Origin of the sequence: Loktanella sp. IMCC34160 (genome assembly GCF_004145845.1) — a bacterium.
Classification (GTDB): Bacteria; Pseudomonadota; Alphaproteobacteria; order Rhodobacterales; family Rhodobacteraceae; genus SELP01.
Map to the genome: position 1 here is coordinate 21918 of NZ_SELP01000009.1, position 19873 is coordinate 41790.

Below are 19873 nucleotides of genomic sequence, written 5' to 3' on the forward strand. Positions count from 1 at the left end.
TTGACTTTCTCTGGGAGGAAACCATGAAAAAACTTCTCGTCGGAACTGCGCTTGCCGTCATCACGACCGCCGGTGCCGCCGCTGCGCAGGACGTATCCGCCTGCCTGATCACCAAGACCGACACCAACCCGTTCTTCGTCAAGATGCGTGAAGGCGCCGAAGCTGCCGCCGCCGAAGCCGGGATCACCCTGCGCTCCTACGCCGGTAAGGTCGACGGCGACCACGAGACCCAGGTTGCCGCGATTGAAACCTGCATCGCCGATGGCGCTTCGGGTATCCTGCTGACCGCCTCGGACACCTCGTCCATCGTCAGCGCCGTGACCCAGGCCCGCGAAGCCGGCCTGCTGGTGATCGCACTCGACACCCCGCTGGACCCGATCGACGCCGCCAACTCGACCTTTGCCACCGACAACTTCCTTGCCGGTGAACTGATCGGCCAGTGGGCTGCCGCCACCCTCGGTGACGATGCCGCCAACGCCAAGATCGCCATGCTTGACCTCGCCGTCAGCCAGCCGACCGTCGGCGTGCTGCGTGACCAGGGCTTCCTGCAGGGCTTCGGCATTGAACTGGGCGACCCGAACAAGTGGGGCGACGAAACCGATCCGCGCATCGTCGGCCACGACGTGACCGCCGGGAACGAAGAAGGTGGCCGCAAGGCGATGGAAAATCTTCTGGCCGTCGATCCGATGATCAACGTCGTCTACACCATCAACGAACCCGCCGCTGCCGGCGCCTATGAGGCGCTCAAGGCGATTGGCCGCGAAAACGACGTTCTGATCGTCTCCGTCGACGGTGGCTGCCCCGGCGTTCAGAACATCGCCGATGGCGTGATCGGTGCGACCTCGCAGCAGTACCCGCTGCGCATGGCCGCTCTCGGGATCGAAGCCATTGCCGCCTACGCCGCCAACGGCACCCTGCCGGAAAACACCCCCGGTAAGGACTTCTTCGACACCGGTGTGGCGCTGGTCACCGACAAGCCCGCCGAAGGCGTCGACAGCATTTCGGTCGCCGAAGGCATGGACCTCTGCTGGGGCTAAGACCCGGCCCGTCCATCAGTTGACTACGGACAAGGGCGGGTTTTTCCCGCCCTTGTTCTAAGAAATGCTCTACACTCTCCCCAATACCCACCCGATGCAGAGGAGGCCGCCAAAATGTCTGGCAATGCCGACGATTTCGAATCCGTGGTGAAAACAAGCCGATCCGAAGCGGTCGCTGAATTCACCAGCCAGAAGAAAGGGGCGCTCGCACGGTTGCAGCATGCCCTTCATGTGAACCCCGCGCTTGTCCCGCTGTTCGTCCTGCTGGCGTCCATCGTCGTGTTCGGCCTGCTTCTCGGGTCCAAGTTCTTTTCGCCCTTCGCGCTGACGCTGATCCTGCAACAAGTGCAGATCGTGGGCATCGTGGCGGCGGCGCAAAGTCTTGTGATCCTGACCGCGGGCATCGACCTGTCGGTCGGCGCGATCATGGTCCTGTCGTCGGTCGTGATGGGACAGTTTACCTTCCGCTACGGTATCCCGGTCGAAATCTCGATCGTGCTTGGGCTGGTAACCGGTATGCTGTGCGGCTTCGTCAACGGCTGGCTTGTCGCCGTGATGAAACTTCCGCCCTTCATCGTGACGCTGGGCATGTGGCAGATCGTTCTGGCTACGAACTTCCTTTACTCCGCCAACGAAACGATCCGCGCGCAGGAGATCGAGGCGAATGCGCCCCTGTTGCAGTTGTTCGCAATGAAATTCAACGTGGGGGGCGCGGTGTTTACCGTCGGCGTCATCTTCATGGTCGTCTTGATGCTGTTCCTGTCCTACGTGCTGAAACACACGGCCTGGGGGCGGCATGTCTATGCGGTTGGGGATGACCCTGACGCGGCGCAGCTATCCGGCGTGAACGTGAAATCCGTGCTGATTTCCGTCTATGTGCTGTCCGGTCTGATCTGTGCCTTTGCAGGCTGGGCGCTGATCGGGCGGATCGGGTCGGTGTCGCCGACCTCTGGCCAGCTGGCCAATATCGAAAGCATCACCGCCGTGGTGATCGGGGGCATCTCGCTTTTCGGTGGCCGTGGGTCGATCCTTGGCGCACTGTTCGGGGCCCTGATCGTGGGCGTCTTCACGCTGGGTCTGCGCCTGGCCGGGGCCGACGCGCAATGGACCTTCCTTCTTATCGGCGCGTTGATCATCGGAGCCGTGGCGGTTGACCAATGGATCAGAAAGGTTTCGGCATGACACAGGCAGCACAAGCATCCCAAACCGCGAAGCAGCCCATCCTGAAGGGCCGCGGACTGGTCAAGCGTTATGGCAAAGTGACCGCGCTGGATAACTGCGACTTCGACCTTTACCCGGGCGAAATCCTTGCGGTGATCGGCGACAACGGCGCCGGGAAATCCACCCTGATCAAGGCAGTCTCCGGGGCGGTTGTCCCGGACGAGGGCGAGATCGAACTGGAAGGCCGCAAGGTGCATTTCCATTCCCCGACCGACGCCCGCAAGGAAGGCATCGAAACGGTCTACCAGACCCTCGCGATGTCGCCCGCCCTGTCGATCGCCGACAACATGTTCATGGGCCGCGAGCTGCGCAAGCCGGGGTTCCGTGGGTCGGTTCTGCGTCAGCTTGACCGCCCCAGAATGGAACAGATCGCGCGCGACAAGCTGACCGAGCTGGGCCTGATGACGATCCAGAACATCAATCAGGCGGTTGAAACCCTTTCGGGTGGCCAACGCCAAGGGGTCGCCGTGGCCCGGGCCGCGGCCTTCGGCTCCAAGGTGATCATCCTTGACGAGCCGACGGCAGCGCTGGGCGTCAAGGAATCCCGGCGCGTGCTGGAACTGATCCTCGATGTGCGGTCGCGGGGCATTCCGATCATCCTGATCAGCCACAACATGCCCCATGTGTTCGAAGTCGCAGACCGGATCCACGTGCACCGGCTGGGCAAGCGTCTGTGCGTGATCGACCCGAAGGATTACACCATGTCCGACGCGGTGGCCTTCATGACCGGGGCCAAGGAACCGCCCATGTAACCCGGCGATCACCACGCAGACGGGCCGCGGGAAACCGCGGCCCTTTGCTTTTTTTGGGGGGGCGGTTTGTTGGCAGACGGTCGGCTATCCCCGCATGTGCGACTCCCGAAGCACGACGGGGCATTCCAGCCGCTCTTGCAGTCCGGCGCCCTCGGACGGCGACAACAGCCATTCGGCGCACCAATTGCCCATTTCCCGATGCGGCAACAGGACGGTCGACAGGGCAGGGGACAGGTGTTGTGCAATCTCCTGATCGTCATAGCCCATCACGGCCATCGTTGCCCCGACCCGTTCGCCGCGCTCTTTCAGCGCCTCGTAGCAGCCTACCGCCATCAGGTCGTTGGCGCAAAAGATCGCGTCGGGCCGAACAGGACCGTCCAGAAGGCGCAGGGTGGCAGTCCGGCCGCCGCTGGGCAGAAAGTTTCCTTCGACGATCAGGTTCGGATCGACCGGGATATTCGCCTGTCTCAGTGCCCGCTCGTATCCTTCCAGCCGCTGGTCCGAGGCCTCCATCCAGTTTTCGCCGGTGATGAAGGCGATCTTGCGGTGCCCGGCAGCGATAAGTTGCCGGGTCGCCATTTCGCCGCCGCGCCGTTCCGCTGGCACGACAGAGGTATAGCGGCGTTCGGCGTCATAGCAGTTCAGCAGCACGGCCCTGTGCCGGGCCAGCGCGTCGGGCGGGGCCACCTTACGGGTCAGGATCGAGGCATAGACGATCCCCGCGACCCCGTCCGCCGCCCACTTGCGCAGCGCGGTCGCCTCGTAGTCGCGGTTGCCGCCTGTCATCACCACCTCGACGATGGCGTTGTGCTTCCACGCGGTTTCCTGAACCCCTTCGATCGAGATCGCCGCAAAGGGGCTGGTCGCGATTTCATCGACCATCAGGCCAATGACCCGGCTGGCCTCGTCGCGTGCCGGGCGGCCTGCACCGCGCGGCCGATAGCCAAGTTCCGCAACCGCATCCATCACGCGGGCGCGGGTTTCCTCGCTGATGCGCATGTCTTCGTTGCCATTCAGAACGAAGGACACCGTCGATTGCGACACGCCCGCCCGAAGGGCGATGTCCTTCATCGTGACGCGGGCCGGGGTGGGGTTCGGTTCGTTGCTCATCTGCCTCTCCTACAGGCAGAGCATAGGGGCTTGCGAGGTGCTAATAAATATTGCTAATAAATATTAGCAGCGAAAAGGAAGCGATTCCTTTGCCGCGTGCCGGGAGGCGTGCGGTTGGCGAAGGGGGGACACAGCATGACGGGGCAGACCCGGCAAAAGCGCAGGATCACGCAGGGGCAGGCGGCCTTTGTCCTGTTGCTGCCGTTCCTTGCGACCTATGCGCTGTTCCTTGTCTATCCCTTCCTGCGCGGGATCTGGATTTCCCTGCACGACTGGAACCTTCTGGCGGTTGCCTTCAATCCCGACGCAAAGGAGTTCGTCGGTCTGCGCAACTACGAACGGGTCATGTGGGGCCGCAATATCGAATGGGGCGCGGTTGCCAGCCCGCTGCTTCAGGGGATCGGGGCGGCAGGTGTCGCCCTGTCGGTCTTCCTTCGCCGGGCTGGCCGGGTGAGTAAGGTTACGGCAATCGCCCTCGGGCTCGCCTCGGCCCTGCTTTTTGTCCTACCCGGTTTCCATCCCGGCGAAGGAGGACGCTGGTATGACCGGCGGTTCTGGCCAACGGTCGGCAATACGCTGGTGTTCGTGGGCTGGACCGTGCCCGGCGTGACAGTCGCCGCCCTTCTGATCGCGGCGGCGCTGAACCGCGAAACCCGTGCGATGTCGGTCTACCGGACGCTGTTCTTCCTCAGTCAGATCCTGTCGGTCACCGTGGTGACGCTGATCTGGCAGATCATGTTTTCGCCCCGGCAGGGGTTGATCGCCAATGTCACCGAAGCTTTCGGCGGCTCGCCCATCGTCTGGCTGACCGACGAACGGTTCGCCATGGCCGCCATTGTCATCACCACGATCTGGTGGAGCCTCGGGATCGCGATGATCCTGTTTCTGGCCGGGATGCAGGATATCTCGAAGGACCTGTACGAAGCCGGGGCGCTGGACAATGCGACCGGCGCGCGGGCTTTCTGGTATATCACCCTGCCGAACCTGAAACGCACGATCACGCTGGTCATCGTGTTGCAGGTCATTCTGCAATTCCAGGTCTTCGGGCAGGCGCATCTAATGACCCAAGGTGGCCCCAACGACACCACACAGGTGCTTGTCCGCTACATCTACCAGACCGCGTTTCGCGACAGTGAACTGGGCCGGGCAAGCGCCATGGCGGTGTTCCTTTTCGTCATCATGGGTGGGTTTTCGATCCTGCAATTCGTTCTGGGCCGGGAGGACGACCAATGAACCGGTCCTACAAATGGCTGGTGATGGCCCTCGCGATTCCGGCGTTCCTGTGGCTGGTGCCAACGCTCTGGATGGTGTCCCTGTCGTTCCAACCGAACGAGGTGCTGGCCCGAACCACATCCACCACCTTCTTCGGACTGATCCCGATCCCCTTTACCGCCGAAAACTATGCCGCGCTGTTCGCCTTTGGCCAGACGCCGATGTGGTTCCTGAACTCGCTGATCGTGGCGGCGGGAATGACATTGGGGGTGCTGATCGTATCGACCACCGCGGGCTATGCGCTGGCCCGGCTTGAATTTCCGTTCAAGCGGGCGATCACCATTCTTTGCCTTGTCGGGTTGATGGTGCCGGAGCAGGCGGTCTTTATCCCGCTTTACACCATGTTCGCCGATCTCGGGTGGCACAACAGCTATCACGCGCTGATCCTGCCGCGCATGGCCGTCCCCATCGGGGTCTTCCTGATGCTGCAATTCTTCAAGGCGATCCCCAAGGACATCGAGGAAGCCGCCCGTCTGGATGGCGTCGGTTGGTTGCAGATCTTCTGGTACGTCATGCTGCCGTTGGCCCGCCCCGCGATGATGACGCTGGCGATCCTGACATTCCTCTACGCCTGGAACGACTACCTTTGGCCGCTGGTCAGTGCGCAACGGCAGGAGTTCTTCACCATCACGCTGGGGCTGGCCAGCATCCAATCGAATTTCGCGCAATCGGAAGGGCTGGGCCGCGTCATGGCCTCGGGCGTCATCGCCTCGCTTCCGGTCGTTGTCATGTTCCTGATCTTCCAGCGGTACGTGGTGCAAGCCATGACCGTCGGCGGGACCAAGGGATAAACCGGGGCATCTGCCCCACATTGGGAGGAGAGATATGAAACATCTCATCATCGGCGCCGCCGTCGCCGCCACGGTCGCAACCGGGGCCACGGCACAGGAAGTCACCCTTGGCCGGTTCTTTGGCGCCTGCGAGGACGCGGGCACCGACACCAAGGCCAGCGTGGGCGAGGCCTGCATCATCCAGTCGATCATCAACGCCGCGGATGCGGAGCTTGACGGGATCACCGTGACCACCCTGCCCACCGACTGGGGCAACTACTATGATCAGATCAAGGCCGCCTATGCCGGGGGCACCCCGCCGGACGTGCATGTCATGCACCGTCACCGGGTGCCGGAATTCGCGGGCCTCGGCGCGATTGCCGACATCTCGGGCGATCTGGAGGCAGCCGGGATCGACCCGTCCGACTGGTCTGAAAACGCGCTGGCCGCTGTCAGCTACGAAGGCGGCATCTACGGCGTGCCGATGGATTTCCACGCCAACCTCTGGCACGTCAACATGGACCTGATGGCCGCCGCCGGTCTGGTCGAAGACGGCAAGCCGGTGCTGCCCACCTCTCCCGAGGAACTGTTGCAGCACGCGCAGATGGTCAAGGACGCGACCGGGCAGGATTATCTTGCCGCCGATTTTGCGCAATTCCCCATCGGGGTGCGTCTGGTGCTGGCCCTGATGTGGCAGCAGAACGCCAACATCTTTGACGGCGACACCGCGACCATCAACAACGATGCCGCCGCCAATGCCGTGACCGCGATGACCCAGCTGTTCGACGCCGGGCTTGCCAATCCGCAGCTGAACTATGCCGACAGCCAGCAGGCCTTTCTGAACGGCGAGGCGGCGATCCTTGTCAACGGGACATGGGTTGTGGATTTCTACACCGCCGAAGCCGCCAAGGAAGAGGTCGCGCTGGACAACTACTATGTCGCCGACTTCCCGACGCTGTTCGACACCGGTGCCACCTGGGCCGACAGCCACATGTGGGCGATCCCGGCCTCGCTGGACGGGGACCAGCGCGCGGCGGCGATGAAGGTTCTGGCCTTCATCAACGACCACAACATCGATTGGGCGCGGACCGGTCACATGGCCGTGCGCACTTCGGTTCTGGAAAGCGCGGAATATGCGGGGCTGCCGCATCGCGACGAATACACCGGCACCGCCGCGATCGCCCGCGATACGCCGCCCAGCGAACGCTATGGCGCCATTCAGGACGTTCTGAACCGCGAGCTTCAGGCGATCTGGCTGACCGGCAAGGATGTCACCGCTGCCTTGGCCGACGCCGAAGCCGAAGTTCAGGACCTGCTGGACCGCTAAGCCCCCCGCAACGGCCCCTTTCCCGGGGCCGTTGCCCGAATTCTTTCAAGGACAGACGACGTGCCACGCTGGAGTGCAGAAAAGGCCAACCGCTGGTGGGCAAAGACCGGATGGGTCTGCGGGTTCAATTTCCTGCCGTCCACGGCGGTGAATTTCCTCGAGATGTGGCGCGAAGAAAGTTTCGACCGCGACACGATCCGGCGCGAACTGGGATGGGCCGCCGATCTTGGGTTCAACGCGATCCGGGTAAACCTGCACTACCTAGTCTGGAAACATGACCCCGATGGGACTGCCGCGCGCCTTGATTGGCTGATGTCGGCGGCCGACGGGCTTGGGATCGGCACGGTGCCCTGTTTCTTCGACGATTGCGGATTTGGCGGGGCGGAACCTGAATATGGCCCGCAGCCCGACCCCATTCCCGGCGTTCACAACAGCCGCGCCGTGGCCAGCCCCGGGCGCGCGGCGCTAATGGACGGAACCGACTGGGACGGATACCAATCCTATGTGCGCCAGATCGTGCGCCGCTTTGCCGCCGACCCGCGCGTCCTGTTCTGGGATCTTTATAACGAACCGGGAAACCGGATGATCTTTGGGGCGGACGGGTCCAGTAGTTACGAGCCGGATTTCTCGGCCCGCAGCCTGGCATTGATGACCAATTGCTTCGAATGGGCGCGCACCGAAAGCCCCAGCCAACCCTTGACCGTTGGGGCATGGGTCACGCCGCCCGTCGGATCATCGGATGATCCCTATCAGGCCCCGGCGGACAAGACAGCGCTGGCGCTGTCGGACATCGTGACCTTTCACGCCTATGCCGACACCCCCAACGTCCGGCGCTTTATCGACTATCTGGCAGACCTCGGGCGGCCAATGCTGTGCACGGAATGGATGGCCCGGCCCGTCGGCAGCCGGATCGACGATCAGTTGTCCCTGTTCCGGGACCGCAACGTCGGATGCTTTCAATGGGGCATGGTGAAGGGGCGAACCCAGACCCATCTGCCCTGGCCTGCCGACCTTGTGGCCCAGCACGGCGGCGCGGCGGACCGGTCCGTCTGGTTCCACGATCTGTTGGACGATCAGGGGCGGGCCTATGACCCGGCAGAAATTGCCACATTGCGGCAGGTGTTGTCCCGGCAGGACGCCTGACCCCCGGGCCCCAGATGCAAAAGGCGCCGCCCGGATCAACGGACGGCGCCACAATCACGCGCGTATTCGGGTTGATCCGTCCGAACCGCTAGCCGGTCTTCTTGATCTCTGACGCCATTTGGCGGCCGTCGCGGCCCTCGATCAGTTCGAATTCCACTTTCTCGTTGTCTGCCAGCCCGGTCAGGCCGGACCGTTCGACCTGGCTGATGTGAACAAAGATATCCTTGCCGCCGTCATCGGGGGCAATAAACCCGTAACCCTTGGTGGTGTTGAACCATTTCACAGTGCCATTGGGCATGGCAGGCCTCCTGTCAGTAGCGCCCCGGATAGGGCAGGGGGAGAGTCGTCTTGGCCCCCTGTGGCAGGTGGTCTTCAAGTCTCTCGTGTCGAAAGCCTAACACGATTCCGAAAAAGGCAAATGACAACTTGCAACTCGGGCGCACGCTGGCAATTGTCCCCCCATGTTGATGATTGGACTGAAAACCTGTGACACCTGCCGCAAGGCCCGCAAGGCCTTGGCGGAAAAGGGAAATGACGTGGATTATCTCGATGTGCGCGACGATGGTCTGCCCGAAAACCTGATTGCCGAAATTCTGGGCGCGGTCGGGGACAAGGCGGTCAACCGGGCCTCGACCACATGGCGGGGCCTGTCGGACGGGGACCGTAATAGGCCCTTGGCGGCGCTTTTGGCGGATCATCCGACCTTGTTGAAACGCCCGGCGATCCGGACTGACGAAGGGTGGTCGGTTGGCTGGACCCCGGCCATTCAGCAGGCAATCCTTGGATAATCCGCCGCAAGCCCTTATCTGACCTCCAAAGACATTCGAAAAAGGACGACCCGATGCGCAATGCAGCCCTTGTTCTTGGCCTGATCGGTGGATTGATCGGCATGATCGTCGGCCTGTTCGGCTATGGCTATGCCGAACTGACTGACAACTATCAGGAAGTGGGCGAGGCGTTCGGGGTCCTCGACAACCCCGGCTTTATCCGCTTCGCCAGCTTCTTTGCGCCGCTTCTGGCAATCGCCGGTGGGGCCATGGCCAAGATCCGGGCGCTCTGGGGCGGTGGGCTGATGATCGTGGCCGCGGGCCTGTTCTATGCCGCCTTCGGCTTCAACGTGGGCACCATGTTCCCCATTGGGTTCGTGGCGCTGGGCGGTATCCTTGCTATTGCGGCTGGGAAACCGGACGAGCCGAAAGCCCATTTCTGATCAGACGGTCGGCGGAGAGCCATCCGCCGCCCAGACCCACCAGAACCAAAAGCCCCAGAACCCAGAACCCGCGTTGGTCAAGGATCAGCGCATCCGGCGCCCCATCGAACCATGCGCCCAGCGTGCCGTCATGGGCAATGCCGCCGTGGCCGAACAGGTCGGTCAGGCTTTGCACCGCGATAAACCCGATCATCCCCAGCGCCGCCAGCCGGGTGAACAGCCCCAGCATAATCAAGAGGGGCAGGATGAATTCGGCCAGCGTTCCGGCGACCACGACCGCCCAGTGAAACAGCCCCAACTGGCTGGCGTCATAGCCGACGGCCTCCATCGCCTTTGGGAAGATCTGCGCGTAGGCCCCTAGCGAGGGGGAAAAGACGCCGAAGATCCCGTCGCCCACCTTGGTCAGGGCGGACTTCCAGAAATAGGTCAGCAAAACGCCGGCAAAGGTCAGCCGCGCAAGAAGTGGCAGAAGGTTCGGCGCGACCCGGTCAAGGGTGGTGGCAAGGCGGTCATAGGTGGACAGGATCATCGGAGCCTCCGGGTCAGGAAATTCGGGTAATCGCGCCTTCGGTGAAGAGGCGCGCAAGGGTTTCGCCAAGGTCCAGCCCCCCGCCCGCCGCGGCCATGGCGGCGGTCAGGCTCTGACCCTCCATCATGCGGGCGGTAAAGATCGCGGCCGGACGGGACAGAAGATGCGGGCGCGGATCGAACTTGGGTCGGGTGATCAGCACGTCCTCGGCCCCCTTGCCGGGCTTTGGCGCGTCGGGCTGCATATTGGCCACCCAGATTCCGTGGATCGGGAACCGGGACGACACCAGCCGCACGGCGGGGGCGAAGGTAAACCTTGCCCGGGCAAAGGCATCGGGCGGCAGGGCGCCAAGATCCTCGACCGTGACGGGCGCCGCATCGGCGGCGTGATAGGACTGCCGGATCGCGATCTCCAGCCGGGCCACATCGGGCAGATAGGGCAGGGCGCGCACCGGTTCAAAGCCTTTGAGAAAGCCCGGCATCTCGGCCCCGTAGTGCATCATCAGGGGCGAGGCGGGCGGATGATTGCGCAGGTAAACCCCCGCCAGCGCCTTGAAGAAGGCATCGCCAACCAGCTTGCGGATGACCGGAAAGGCCGCCTCCAGCGCCTCGGTCAATCCGACCGCCACGTTGTTGCGGTAAACGTTGAACCGCTTGCCCGCAGGCGCGCCCGCCTTGTCGCGCAGGCCCTCGGGGACCGGCTGGTCGGAGTCCAGCATGGCAGCGCGGAACTGGGACTGGGACACTTCGGTCATGCCGCGATCCTTTCCAGCGCGGTTTCGGCACGCCGGGCTTCGGCTGCCAGAATTGGCCAGTCGGGCACATCATTGTCCCATTCGATCAGCAGGGGCTTCGGCCCGGATCGGGCCAGCGTGTAGTCCAGAAGCGCCCAGACCGGTTCGGCCATCTCGCGTCCGTGGCTGTCGATCAGCAGGACCGCGCCGCTGTCGTCCTCGTCCTCGTCATGGCCTGCCAGATGCATTTCGCCCACGCGGTCCAACGGGAAGGCGTCGATATAGGCGCGGGGGTTATAGCCAAGGTTCGTGGCCGAGATGAACACGTTGTTCACATCCAGAAGCAACCCGCACCCGGTCCGGTCACTGACCGCGCGCAGGAACTCCGGCTCTGCCATCTCGCTTTCGGCGAAGGCAAGGTAGGAGGAGGGGTTTTCCAGCAGCATCTTACGACCCAGCACGTCCTGCACCTCGTCGATGTGGTCACAGACGCGCGTCAGGGTGGCGGACGTATAGGGCAGGGGCAGAAGATCGTTGAAGAACTGGTTGTCATGGGTGGACCACGCCAGATGTTCGGAAAAGGACGCGGGCCGCAGCCAGTCGCACAGGTGTTTCAACCGCGACAGGTGGTCGGGATCAAGGCGGCCCTCGCCGCCGATCGACAGGCCGACGCCATGAACGGAAATCGGAAACCGATCCGCCAGCGCCCGCAGTTGCGCCAACGGGCGGCCGCCGTCGCCCATGTAGTTTTCTGCATGCACCTCGAACCAGCCAACCGGCGCGGGGTCCGCAAGGATCGCGCTGTAGTGCTGGGGCTTGTAGCCGACCCCGGGCAGGGGGGGCAGATGGGACGGGGGGACGTCAAACATGGCGTGCTCTGTCTTGAAGTCGTGTGAATTGGGTCGGCCCCGCCAAATAGGCGGGGCCGGAGGCGAGGTCAGGATTCTTCCATCATGTCGTCATCCATCATCTCAACCATCTTCAGGCCTTCTTCCGAAGTGCCTTCGGGCAGGTCACGGGCGAGCCCGTTATAGCCATCGGCCTCGAGCGAGGCGGCGGTGGCGCCCATGCGGTGGCCCGGAAGCTCCATCGTCTCGCAAGTGCCTGCGGGCACCAGCGTCCACGCGTTGCCCTGATAGTCCACGGTCGAGGTGCCGGCGCAGGTAGTGCCCGGTCCGGCGGCGCAGTCGTTTTCACCGGCCAGCGACACGCCGTAGCACTTTTCGTTCTCTTCGGCTGCGGCGGCATGGGCCAGCGCGGTCATGGCGGTGGCAACGGCAGATGCGACGACGATCGTCTTGGAAGTCTTGGACATGGTCATTCCCTTTTGTTGGTCGGCCCGGTCCGGGCCATCTGTCTTAGCGTCGGGGGCTGCCCGAAGCGCTGACCAAACCTAGGGGTGAGTGACCGTCACCCGCCACTCACGCCCGCGTGCATCGCGGCGGCGTGAGGATGTGTGAGAAGTGGGCCAAGGGGTTTCGCGTTTGCGGCGCGGCAATCCCCAACAAATACAAAGGCCCGCCGATCGTGAATCGGCGGGCCTGTAACAGTGTTCTGGGGCGTTTTGTTACAGAAGATCGGGCGGGGTGGCCGATTTCCGCAGCTCGCTCACGATCTCCGTCAGCGATGTTACAGCGGTTTCCTTCTCGCCCAGACGCCGAACGGATACCGAGCGTTCCTCGACCTCGCGCGCGCCAACGGCAAGGATCACGGGCACCTTACCAAGGCTGTGTTCGCGGACCTTGTAGTTGATCTTCTCGTTGCGCAGGTCGGCCTCGGCCCGGACGCCCGCCTTTTGCAATTCCGCCACGACCTCGCGGACGTAATCATCGGCGTCCGACACGATGGAGGCGACGACAACCTGACGCGGGGCCAGCCAGAACGGCAGCTTGCCCGCGTGTTCTTCGATCAGGATGCCGATGAAGCGTTCAAAGCTGCCCAGCGTCGCGCGGTGCAGCATGACGGGCCGGTGTTTCGCCCCATCCGCCCCGATATAGGTCGCGTCCAGCCGTTCGGGCAGGACGAAATCCACCTGCAGAGTGCCGCACTGCCAGTCACGTCCAATGGCGTCGGTCAGAACGAACTCCAGCTTCGGGCCGTAGAAGGCACCTTCGCCGGGGTTCAGCGTATAGGCGCAGCCCGCCGCTTCGGTCGCGGCTTTCAGGGCCGCCTCGGCCTTGTCCCAGACCTCGTCCGATCCGGCGCGGGTGTCGGGCCGGTCCGAGAATTTGACGCTGAAGCTTTCAAAGCCAAGATCGCGGTAGATCATCGACAGGAAGTCGATGAAGATCTTGGTCTCTTCCTCGATCTGGTCCTCGGTGCAGAAGATATGCGCGTCGTCCTGCGTGAACCCGCGCACCCGCATGATGCCATGCAACGCCCCGGAAGGTTCATAACGGTTGCACGACCCAAACTCGGCCATGCGCAGCGGCAGATCGCGATAGGACTTCAGCCCCTGATTATAGACCTGAACGTGGCAGGGACAGTTCATCGGCTTCAGCGCGTTCACGGCCTTTTCGCGGGCGTGCTCCTCGTCCACTTCGACGATGAACATGTTTTCCTGGTATTTCTCCCAGTGGCCCGAGGCCTCCCACAGCTTGCGGTCCACGACCTGCGGCGTGTTCACCTCGACATAGCCACCGCGCTTTTGCTGGCGGCGCATGTAGTCCTGAAGCGTGGTGTAGATGGTCCAGCCATTCGGGTGCCAGAACACCTGACCGGGGGCCTCTTCCTGCATGTGGAACAGGTTCATCTCACGGCCCAGCTTGCGGTGGTCGCGCTTGGCGGCCTCCTCCAGCATGTGCAGATGCGCCTTCAGCTGGTCCTTGTTCTGGAACGCCACGCCGTAGATACGCTGTAGCTGCGCGCGGCTGCTGTCGCCACGCCAGTAGGCGCCTGCGATGGACATCAGTTTCCAGCTGTCGCCGGGCACCTGGCCCGTGTTTTGCAGGTGCGGGCCACGGCACAGGTCCTGCCAGTCGCCGTGCCAGTACATCCGAAGCGGCTCGTCGCCGGGAATGGCCTCGATCAGCTCGACCTTATAGGGTTCGCCGCTGTCTTCGTAGTGCTTGACCGCACGGGCGCGGTCCCAGACCTCGGTCCGGACCTCTTCGCGCTTGTTGATGATTTCCTTCATCTTCTTTTCGATCAGCGCGAGGTCTTCAGGCACGAAAGGCTCGGCCCGGTCAAAGTCGTAATACCAGCCGTCCTTGATCACGGGGCCGATGGTGACCTGCGTGTCGGGCCAGATCTCCTGCACGGCGCGGGCCATGATATGGGCAAGGTCGTGCCGGATCAGTTCCAGCGCCGGGGCGTCGTCCTTCATCGTGTTGATGGCGATGCTGGCGTCTTCGGTGATCGGCCACTGAAGATCCCAATGCTTGCCGTTCACGCTCGCGGAAATGGCTTTCTTCGCCAGCGAGGTGGCGATGGATGCGGCCACTTCGGCAGGGGTCACGCCTGCATCGTAGCTGCGTGCATTGCCATCGGGAAAGGTCAGGGAAATCTGGCTCATCGGCCTAGCTCCTCGTCGGTTTGGCGCCCACGGAACGCCCGGTTGCGGGTTATGTGTGGCGCCTAAATGGCCCGATCTTTGGCAGGGGTCAAGCGCCCGATTGCCCCGGCGGCGCGGTCGTGACAGGTTTGTCGTCAAACGGGCCACGCGGCGGAGGGCAACATGCGCAAGTTTGATGACATTCTGGCAATGGCCGCAGAGCGGAAGGGAAGTTTCGGGGCGGTATTGGACGGGATCGCCGCCGCCAAACCCCCGGAGGAGATCGCCGCCATCCCCGACGATCTCTGGCTGGCAGGCATGGCGCGGGGCATCATGCAGGCCGGGATTAGCTGGACCGTGGTGGACAAGAAGTGGCCGGGGATCGAAGAGGCCTTTGACCATTTCGACGTGGGCCGCTGCGCGATGATCAGCGATGACCGGTTCGATGCACTGATCGCTGATCCCCGGATCATCCGCAGCCCGCCCAAGGTCCGGGCTATTCAGGAAAACGCGGTCTTCATACAGGAGGTCGCCCGCGACCATGGCAGCTTTGGCCGGCGCATCGCCGATTGGCCCGCCGAAGATTTTGCCGGGTTGCTGCAATGGATGCAAAAATCCGGCTCACGGCTGGGTGGCAGCACCGGGGCCTACCTGCTGCGCAAGATGGGCAAGGATGGGTTCATCCTGTCGCGCGACGTGGTTGCGCGGCTGGTCGCGGAAGGGGTGATCGACAAGGCCCCGACCTCCAAAAAGGCCTGGGCCGCGGTCCAGGAGGCCTTTAACACCTGGGCCGAACAATCCGGCCAGCCGCTGACGGTGATCAGCCGTGTACTGGCGCAAAGCATCAACAACTGAGGCCGATATGACCGAATTTCTGACCACGCCGCAGGGGCGCCGGATCGCCTACGTGAAAACCGAAGGGCAGGGCCCGACCATCGTCTTTTGCGGCGGGTTGAAATCCGACATGGAAGGCACCAAGGCGATCTGGCTGGAAGATTGGGCAAGGGCGCAGGGCCGCGCCTACCTGCGGTTCGACTATTCCGGCCATGGCGGAAGTTCCGGCACCTTCGAAGAGGGCAGCATCGCCGACTGGCACCAAGACACGATCGCCGCTGTCACCGCCCTGACCGATGGCCCGCTGATCGCGGTCGGGTCGTCGATGGGGGGATGGCAGGCGCTGCTTCTGGCCCGCGCGATGACGGACCGCGTGGCCGGTCTGGTGACCATCGCCGCCGCGCCGGATTTTACCGAAGACGGATATTGGGCCGGGTTCAGTGAAGACCAGAAGGCACAGATCACCGCGGGCGAACCGGTGTTTCTGCCCTCGGACTATATGGAACCCTACGTCGTCACCAAGAAGATGATCGTGGACGGGCGCAAATGCCTTGTCCTGCGCGACCCGTTGAACCTGCCTTTCCCGACACGCTTCCTGCAAGGCACGGCCGATACCGCTGTTTCGACCGAAACCGCGATCCGGCTGCTGGACCATGCCACCGGCCCCGACATTCGCCTGACGCTGGTCAAGGACGCCGACCATCGGTTTTCCGACGATACCTGCCTGTCCCTGATCGGCGCGGCCGTGGCAGAGGTGATCGCCCGCGCCGGGTGACGCAAGGTTCTGCTTTGGCCCGCGCGTGACCGGCCCTACCGTCGCCACCAAACGCGCGGGGAGGGACGCATGGCGCTATCGGGGTTGCAAAAGGCGGGCTGGGGCCTTGCCGATATGGGGATCGTGGTCTTCGTGGTGGTCAAGCAACTGCTTGTCCTGAATTTCCTGACGGCTTTTCTTGGGGTGCCGGTCGGCATCGCGGGGTTCGTGACGACCGCCGTTCTGATCTTCGACATGGTGACCGATCCGCTGGTCGGCGTCCTGTCGGACAAAACGAGCAGCCGGTTCGGCCGTCGCGCCCCGTGGATGGCCGTTGGGGCCGTGGTGATGGCGGCGGCCATGGTGGGCCTTTTCGCGGTGCCCGCCGGGCTGGGCATGGTGGGCAAGATCGGCTGGGTCATCGCCTTTTTCGGGCTGGCGACAATCGGGTTTACCATGGTGGCCATTCCCTATGGCGCACAGGCCGGGGAAATGACGACCGATCCGCGCGAACGGTCCACAATGACGGGCTGGCGCATGGGGTTTGCCAGCCTTGGCATCCTGATTGGCGGGGCGCTGGTGCCGGGTCTGGCAGGCGGCATGGGATATGCGATGGCCGCGCTGGCGGTTTCGCCACTGATTGTCGGCGCGATCTGGTTGTCGCTATTCGCGACCCGAAACGCCCCCCGCGTGGACGAGGCGGCCACGGTCAACCTTGGCGGGATGATCCGGCTGGTGTTGTCGAACCGGCCCTTCATGATCCTTGCCGCGCTCTATGGCGTGATGACACTCGCGGTCGCGATCATCACTGCGGGGCTGCCCTTTGCGGCCACTTACCTGATAGCCGACACTGGCGAGACGGCCCTGTCCGGGGCCGCGCAGGCCCTGACCACGCTCAGCCTGCTGTTCGCGGCCTTCGTCCTCGGCTCGATCCTTAGTCAGGCAGTCTGGGTGATCCTGTCCCACCGGGTTGGCAAGCTGAACGCGCTGGTAATCGGGTTGATCCTTTATGTCGGGATGTTGGTCTGGCTGGCGGCAAACCTGCCATCGGTCAGCGTCACGGTTATGGCGGGCCTGTTCGTTCTGGCCGGGATGGCGAACGGGTCGTATCAACAGATCCCATGGGCGATCTACCCGGACCTGATGGACCGGACCCGCGAGGCAAGCGGCGAAGCGATCGAAGGGGCGTTTTCGGCGGTCTGGCTGTTCGGGCAGAAACTGGCCAATGCCTTCGCCCCGGCAATCCTTGGGCTGATCCTTCAGGCCAAGGGCTGGCAAGAGGCGACGGGAGAAACGGTTGCCCAGTCCGAGGCGGCCCTGGACACGCTGGCATGGTCGATCACCTATCTTCCCGCAGGCATCCTGATCCTCTCAGTCCTTGGATTGCTGATCCTCTACCGGCCCGCCGCGTCCGCCTGATCGGCGGCAATCGCCAATCCTTCGACGATGGCGGTAAAGGCCTTGCCCCGGCGCAGGCGGGCCGCGGGCAAGAGCGCGGCCATACTGTCGGAGACTGTCGTCAGCAGGCTGGACCCGCCGACAAGGATCACCTCGGCAATATCGTCGGGGGTGCGGCCGGCGGCCCGCAGGGTTTCCGATGCGGCCTCGGCGATCTCGGTCGCGAAGGGGGCGATGGCCGCCTCTAGCATCAGCGGGTAGAAGTCGACCGCCAGCCCGCGTTCCACGACGGACAGGTCGATCTGGGCGCGGTCCGCCTGTCCCGCGATCTTCGCTGCCTCGACCGCAAAGGCGACGTCGTGGCCAAGGTGCATTTCCAGCACCGCGTGCAGCCGGGCCAGCTTTTCCGGCTCATCGGCCAGCCGCTGCATCCGGGCCACGTCGCGCAGGGTGGCGGGATCATAGACGAAGGGGATTTTTTCCCAACTGGCCAGATCGTTGAACAGGGCGGCGGGGGCCGGGTTGCGGGCTGCGCCCAGTTCCGCGCGGATCAGGCTGCCCCGGCCCAGAAGCGGCATGGCGTGGGCAAGGCTGATTGCCTTGTCGAAATCGGTCCCGCCGATCCGCACCCCGTGGGACGCCAGAACGCGGATGTCCGCCCCGCCCCCTTCGAACACCGTGAAATCGGATGTGCCCCCGCCGATGTCCACCACAAGGCCAAGGCCGGTGCGGTCGCCACCGTCGGGCAGGGCGGCGCGGGCAGCGGCCTCTGGCTCTGGCAGGAACGCGACCTTGGAAAATCCGGCGGCGTTGTAGCAGGCGCGCAGGTCGTCTTCGGCGCGGGTATTGCGGGCGGCGTCGGCGGAATGGAACCGGACCGGGCGGCCCGACAGCACGCGGTCGAACCGGTCGCCCGTCTCAGCCTCGGCCCGCGCCTTCAGGGCGGACAGGAACCGGGCCACGATCTCGGTCAGGGTCAACCGTTCCTGCAGAAACTGGCGCCTTTCATGCATCAAGCTGGTGCCGAGGACCGATTTCAGGGCCCGCATGAACCGCCCTTCGCGCCCGTCAATCAACGCGTCAATGGCGGCCTGCCCGAACAGGGTGTCGCGCCGGGTGAAGTCCAGAAAGACGGCCGTCGGCAGGGTATCGCGCCCATCATCGACGGGCAGAACCCAAGGCGCACCGTCCCGCATCACCGCGGCGGCGGTGTTTGATGTGCCGAAGTCGATGGCGAGTGTGCGGGTCATGGCGGGCTCCGTCGCGGCGAAAGGGCGGCAAATAGGTCAACGGGGCGGCAGGATCAACCCCGCCGATATGGCTGTCGGGTCTTCCCCTTTCCCCCCGGCTGCGGCATTGTGGGCGCAACCAACAAGACCGGTGACAGGCATGGGCAGCAGGGCAGGGACGCGCCGCGCGCGCGACGGACATCAATGAATATCGAACCGATCCTCATGCTGCCGGGCATGTTCTGCGATACGCGGGTATTTTCGGCGCAGATGACCGCACTGGGGCGCGACGGTCTGGTCGCCATTGCCCCCACGACCGGGGGCGAACGGGTGGAAGAGGTGGCCTCGGCCATCCTGTCCGGCGCGCCGCAGAAGTTTGCCCTGTTCGGTCATGGCTACGGCGGTGTCGTCGCGCAAGAGGTGCTGCGCCGCGCCCCGGAGCGGGTCACCCGGATTGCGTTGATGGGGACGACGCCCCTTGCAGAGACCCCGCAAGACGCCGCCGACCGCGAAGTGCGGATCGTCGCGGCGCGGTCCGGTAGGTTCGATGATGCGATCGGGGCCGAGATCCGGATCACGGACCTTGCCGTCGGCCCGCAGCGCAATGATGTGTTTGCCAAGATCAGCGCCATGGCCAAAGCCAATGGGCCGGATGCCTATGTTCGGCAGGCGCGCGCCATGCAGCGCCGCAAGGACCAGCAGGCGGTTCTGCGCCGGATCAAGCAACCCGCGCTGGTAATCTGCGGGGCGGAGGACGGCAAGACGCCGGTCAAGCGGCATGAATTCATGGCCGAGCTGATCCCGTATGCCCGGCTGGAAGTGATCGACGGGGCCGGGCACATGCCCATGCTGGAACAGCCGCAGGCCGTCACCTCGATCCTTCAGGAATGGCTGCGCCAGCCCTTTGTGCTGCGATAGCCCGGCCCGCAAGGGTGGTGGAAACCCGACTTGCCGCGACACCCCCGGTTGTGTGACCATCAAGCCGACCCGGAAGCGGGTAATTTCAAGAACGGGATCTGTCGCCGGCCATTTTGGTTTGAAAGTTGAAATCTGATTTCATC

The 19873-nt window shown here is 63.8% G+C and carries 20 protein-coding genes and 1 pseudogene; 13 read left to right on the plus strand and 8 right to left on the minus strand.

Features of this window, described 5'->3' with window-relative positions; translation table 11 throughout:
* The first annotated feature begins 23 nt into the window (after positions 1-23).
* The 3 genes from EU803_RS17670 to EU803_RS17680 all read left to right on the plus strand — a co-directional run bounded on the left by EU803_RS17670 (position 24) and on the right by EU803_RS17680 (position 3010).
* Positions 24-1037 carry a sugar ABC transporter substrate-binding protein gene (locus tag EU803_RS17670; protein WP_129685343.1) on the plus strand — a complete coding sequence of 338 codons (1014 nt, stop codon included), beginning with the start codon at positions 24-26 and terminating at the stop codon, positions 1035-1037.
* A gap of 114 nt (positions 1038-1151) precedes the next feature.
* On the plus strand, positions 1152-2219 hold the full coding sequence (locus tag EU803_RS17675; protein ID WP_129685345.1) for an ABC transporter permease: 1068 nt from the start codon (positions 1152-1154) through the stop codon (positions 2217-2219).
* Positions 2216-3010, plus strand: coding sequence for an ATP-binding cassette domain-containing protein (locus EU803_RS17680; protein ID WP_129685347.1), 795 nt, complete (start codon positions 2216-2218; stop codon positions 3008-3010). Before EU803_RS17675 ends, EU803_RS17680 begins: the two co-directional genes overlap by 4 nt.
* 84 nt (positions 3011-3094) lie before the next feature.
* On the opposite strand, the gene EU803_RS17685 is transcribed toward EU803_RS17680, so the two are convergent.
* Entirely contained in the window at positions 3095-4120 is a 1026-nt protein-coding gene (locus tag EU803_RS17685) for a LacI family DNA-binding transcriptional regulator (protein WP_129685349.1), read from the minus strand.
* A gap of 135 nt (positions 4121-4255) precedes the next feature.
* On the opposite strand from EU803_RS17685, the gene EU803_RS17690 reads away from it, so the two are divergent.
* Genes EU803_RS17690 through EU803_RS17705 form a run of 4 tightly spaced genes read left to right on the plus strand, consistent with a single transcriptional unit; the run spans position 4256 to position 8632 of the window.
* Positions 4256-5353 (plus strand): sugar ABC transporter permease, encoded by a 1098-nt coding sequence (locus EU803_RS17690; protein ID WP_129685351.1) that lies wholly within the window; start codon positions 4256-4258, stop codon positions 5351-5353.
* Positions 5350-6183, plus strand: coding sequence for a carbohydrate ABC transporter permease (locus EU803_RS17695; RefSeq protein WP_129685353.1), 834 nt, complete (start codon positions 5350-5352; stop codon positions 6181-6183). The genes EU803_RS17690 and EU803_RS17695 overlap by 4 nt, the downstream gene beginning before the upstream one ends.
* Positions 6184-6217: 34 nt before the next feature.
* Positions 6218-7489, plus strand: coding sequence for an extracellular solute-binding protein (locus tag EU803_RS17700; protein ID WP_129685355.1), 1272 nt, complete (start codon positions 6218-6220; stop codon positions 7487-7489).
* Positions 7490-7549: 60 nt separating this feature from the next.
* Positions 7550-8632 (plus strand): cellulase family glycosylhydrolase, encoded by a 1083-nt coding sequence (locus EU803_RS17705; RefSeq protein WP_129685357.1) that lies wholly within the window; start codon positions 7550-7552, stop codon positions 8630-8632.
* 88 nt (positions 8633-8720) lie between these two features.
* Here the strand turns inward: EU803_RS17705 and EU803_RS17710 are convergent, their stop codons facing one another.
* The gene (locus EU803_RS17710; RefSeq protein ID WP_129685359.1) at positions 8721-8930 is read right to left on the minus strand and encodes a cold-shock protein; all 210 of its coding nucleotides are present in this window, start codon (positions 8928-8930) and stop codon (positions 8721-8723) included.
* Positions 8931-9093: 163 nt separating this feature from the next.
* On the opposite strand from EU803_RS17710, the gene EU803_RS17715 reads away from it, so the two are divergent.
* Entirely contained in the window at positions 9094-9420 is a 327-nt protein-coding gene (locus EU803_RS17715; RefSeq protein ID WP_129685361.1) for an ArsC/Spx/MgsR family protein, read from the plus strand.
* Between the two features lie 53 nt (positions 9421-9473).
* Positions 9474-9842, plus strand: coding sequence for a hypothetical protein (locus EU803_RS17720; protein WP_129685363.1), 369 nt, complete (start codon positions 9474-9476; stop codon positions 9840-9842).
* Here EU803_RS17720 and EU803_RS17725 read toward each other — a convergent pair.
* From EU803_RS17725 to thrS, 5 genes and pseudogenes are all read right to left on the minus strand, one after another.
* Positions 9799-10371 (minus strand): DoxX family membrane protein, encoded by a 573-nt coding sequence (locus EU803_RS17725; protein WP_129685365.1) that lies wholly within the window; start codon positions 10369-10371, stop codon positions 9799-9801. The two genes, EU803_RS17720 and EU803_RS17725, sit on opposite strands and share 44 nt — an antisense overlap.
* Positions 10372-10384: 13 nt before the next feature.
* Positions 10385-11125 carry a DNA-binding domain-containing protein gene (locus tag EU803_RS17730; RefSeq protein ID WP_129685367.1) on the minus strand — a complete coding sequence of 247 codons (741 nt, stop codon included), beginning with the start codon at positions 11123-11125 and terminating at the stop codon, positions 10385-10387.
* Complete coding sequence (locus EU803_RS17735; RefSeq protein ID WP_129685369.1) at positions 11122-11973, minus strand: DUF692 domain-containing protein; 852 nt, start codon at positions 11971-11973, stop codon at positions 11122-11124. Before EU803_RS17735 ends, EU803_RS17730 begins: the two co-directional genes overlap by 4 nt.
* A gap of 209 nt (positions 11974-12182) precedes the next feature.
* A pseudogene (locus EU803_RS18845) lies at positions 12183-12419 on the minus strand (DUF2282 domain-containing protein); the annotation flags it as partial.
* 252 nt (positions 12420-12671) lie between these two features.
* On the minus strand, positions 12672-14618 hold the full coding sequence (gene thrS / locus EU803_RS17745) for a threonine--tRNA ligase (protein WP_129685373.1): 1947 nt from the start codon (positions 14616-14618) through the stop codon (positions 12672-12674).
* Positions 14619-14780: 162 nt separating this feature from the next.
* Between thrS and EU803_RS17750 the strand changes: the two genes are divergently transcribed.
* The 3 genes from EU803_RS17750 to EU803_RS17760 all read left to right on the plus strand — a co-directional run bounded on the left by EU803_RS17750 (position 14781) and on the right by EU803_RS17760 (position 17604).
* Positions 14781-15452, plus strand: a complete 672-nt coding sequence (locus tag EU803_RS17750; RefSeq protein ID WP_129685375.1) for a DNA-3-methyladenine glycosylase I — start codon at positions 14781-14783, stop codon at positions 15450-15452.
* A 7-nt stretch (positions 15453-15459) separates the two neighbouring features.
* Entirely contained in the window at positions 15460-16206 is a 747-nt protein-coding gene (locus EU803_RS17755) for an alpha/beta hydrolase (RefSeq protein WP_129685377.1), read from the plus strand.
* Positions 16207-16275: 69 nt separating this feature from the next.
* Positions 16276-17604: an MFS transporter gene (locus tag EU803_RS17760; RefSeq protein WP_129685379.1), complete on the plus strand. Its 1329-nt coding sequence runs from the start codon at positions 16276-16278 to the stop codon at positions 17602-17604.
* Here the strand turns inward: EU803_RS17760 and EU803_RS17765 are convergent.
* A complete protein-coding gene (locus EU803_RS17765) occupies positions 17580-18833 on the minus strand; it encodes an Hsp70 family protein (protein ID WP_129685381.1) in 1254 nt (417 codons plus the stop codon). The genes EU803_RS17760 and EU803_RS17765 overlap by 25 nt on opposite strands.
* A 183-nt stretch (positions 18834-19016) precedes the next feature.
* On the opposite strand from EU803_RS17765, the gene EU803_RS17770 reads away from it, so the two are divergent.
* Positions 19017-19730 (plus strand): alpha/beta hydrolase, encoded by a 714-nt coding sequence (locus tag EU803_RS17770; RefSeq protein ID WP_129685383.1) that lies wholly within the window; start codon positions 19017-19019, stop codon positions 19728-19730.
* Positions 19731-19873 lie beyond the last annotated feature (143 nt).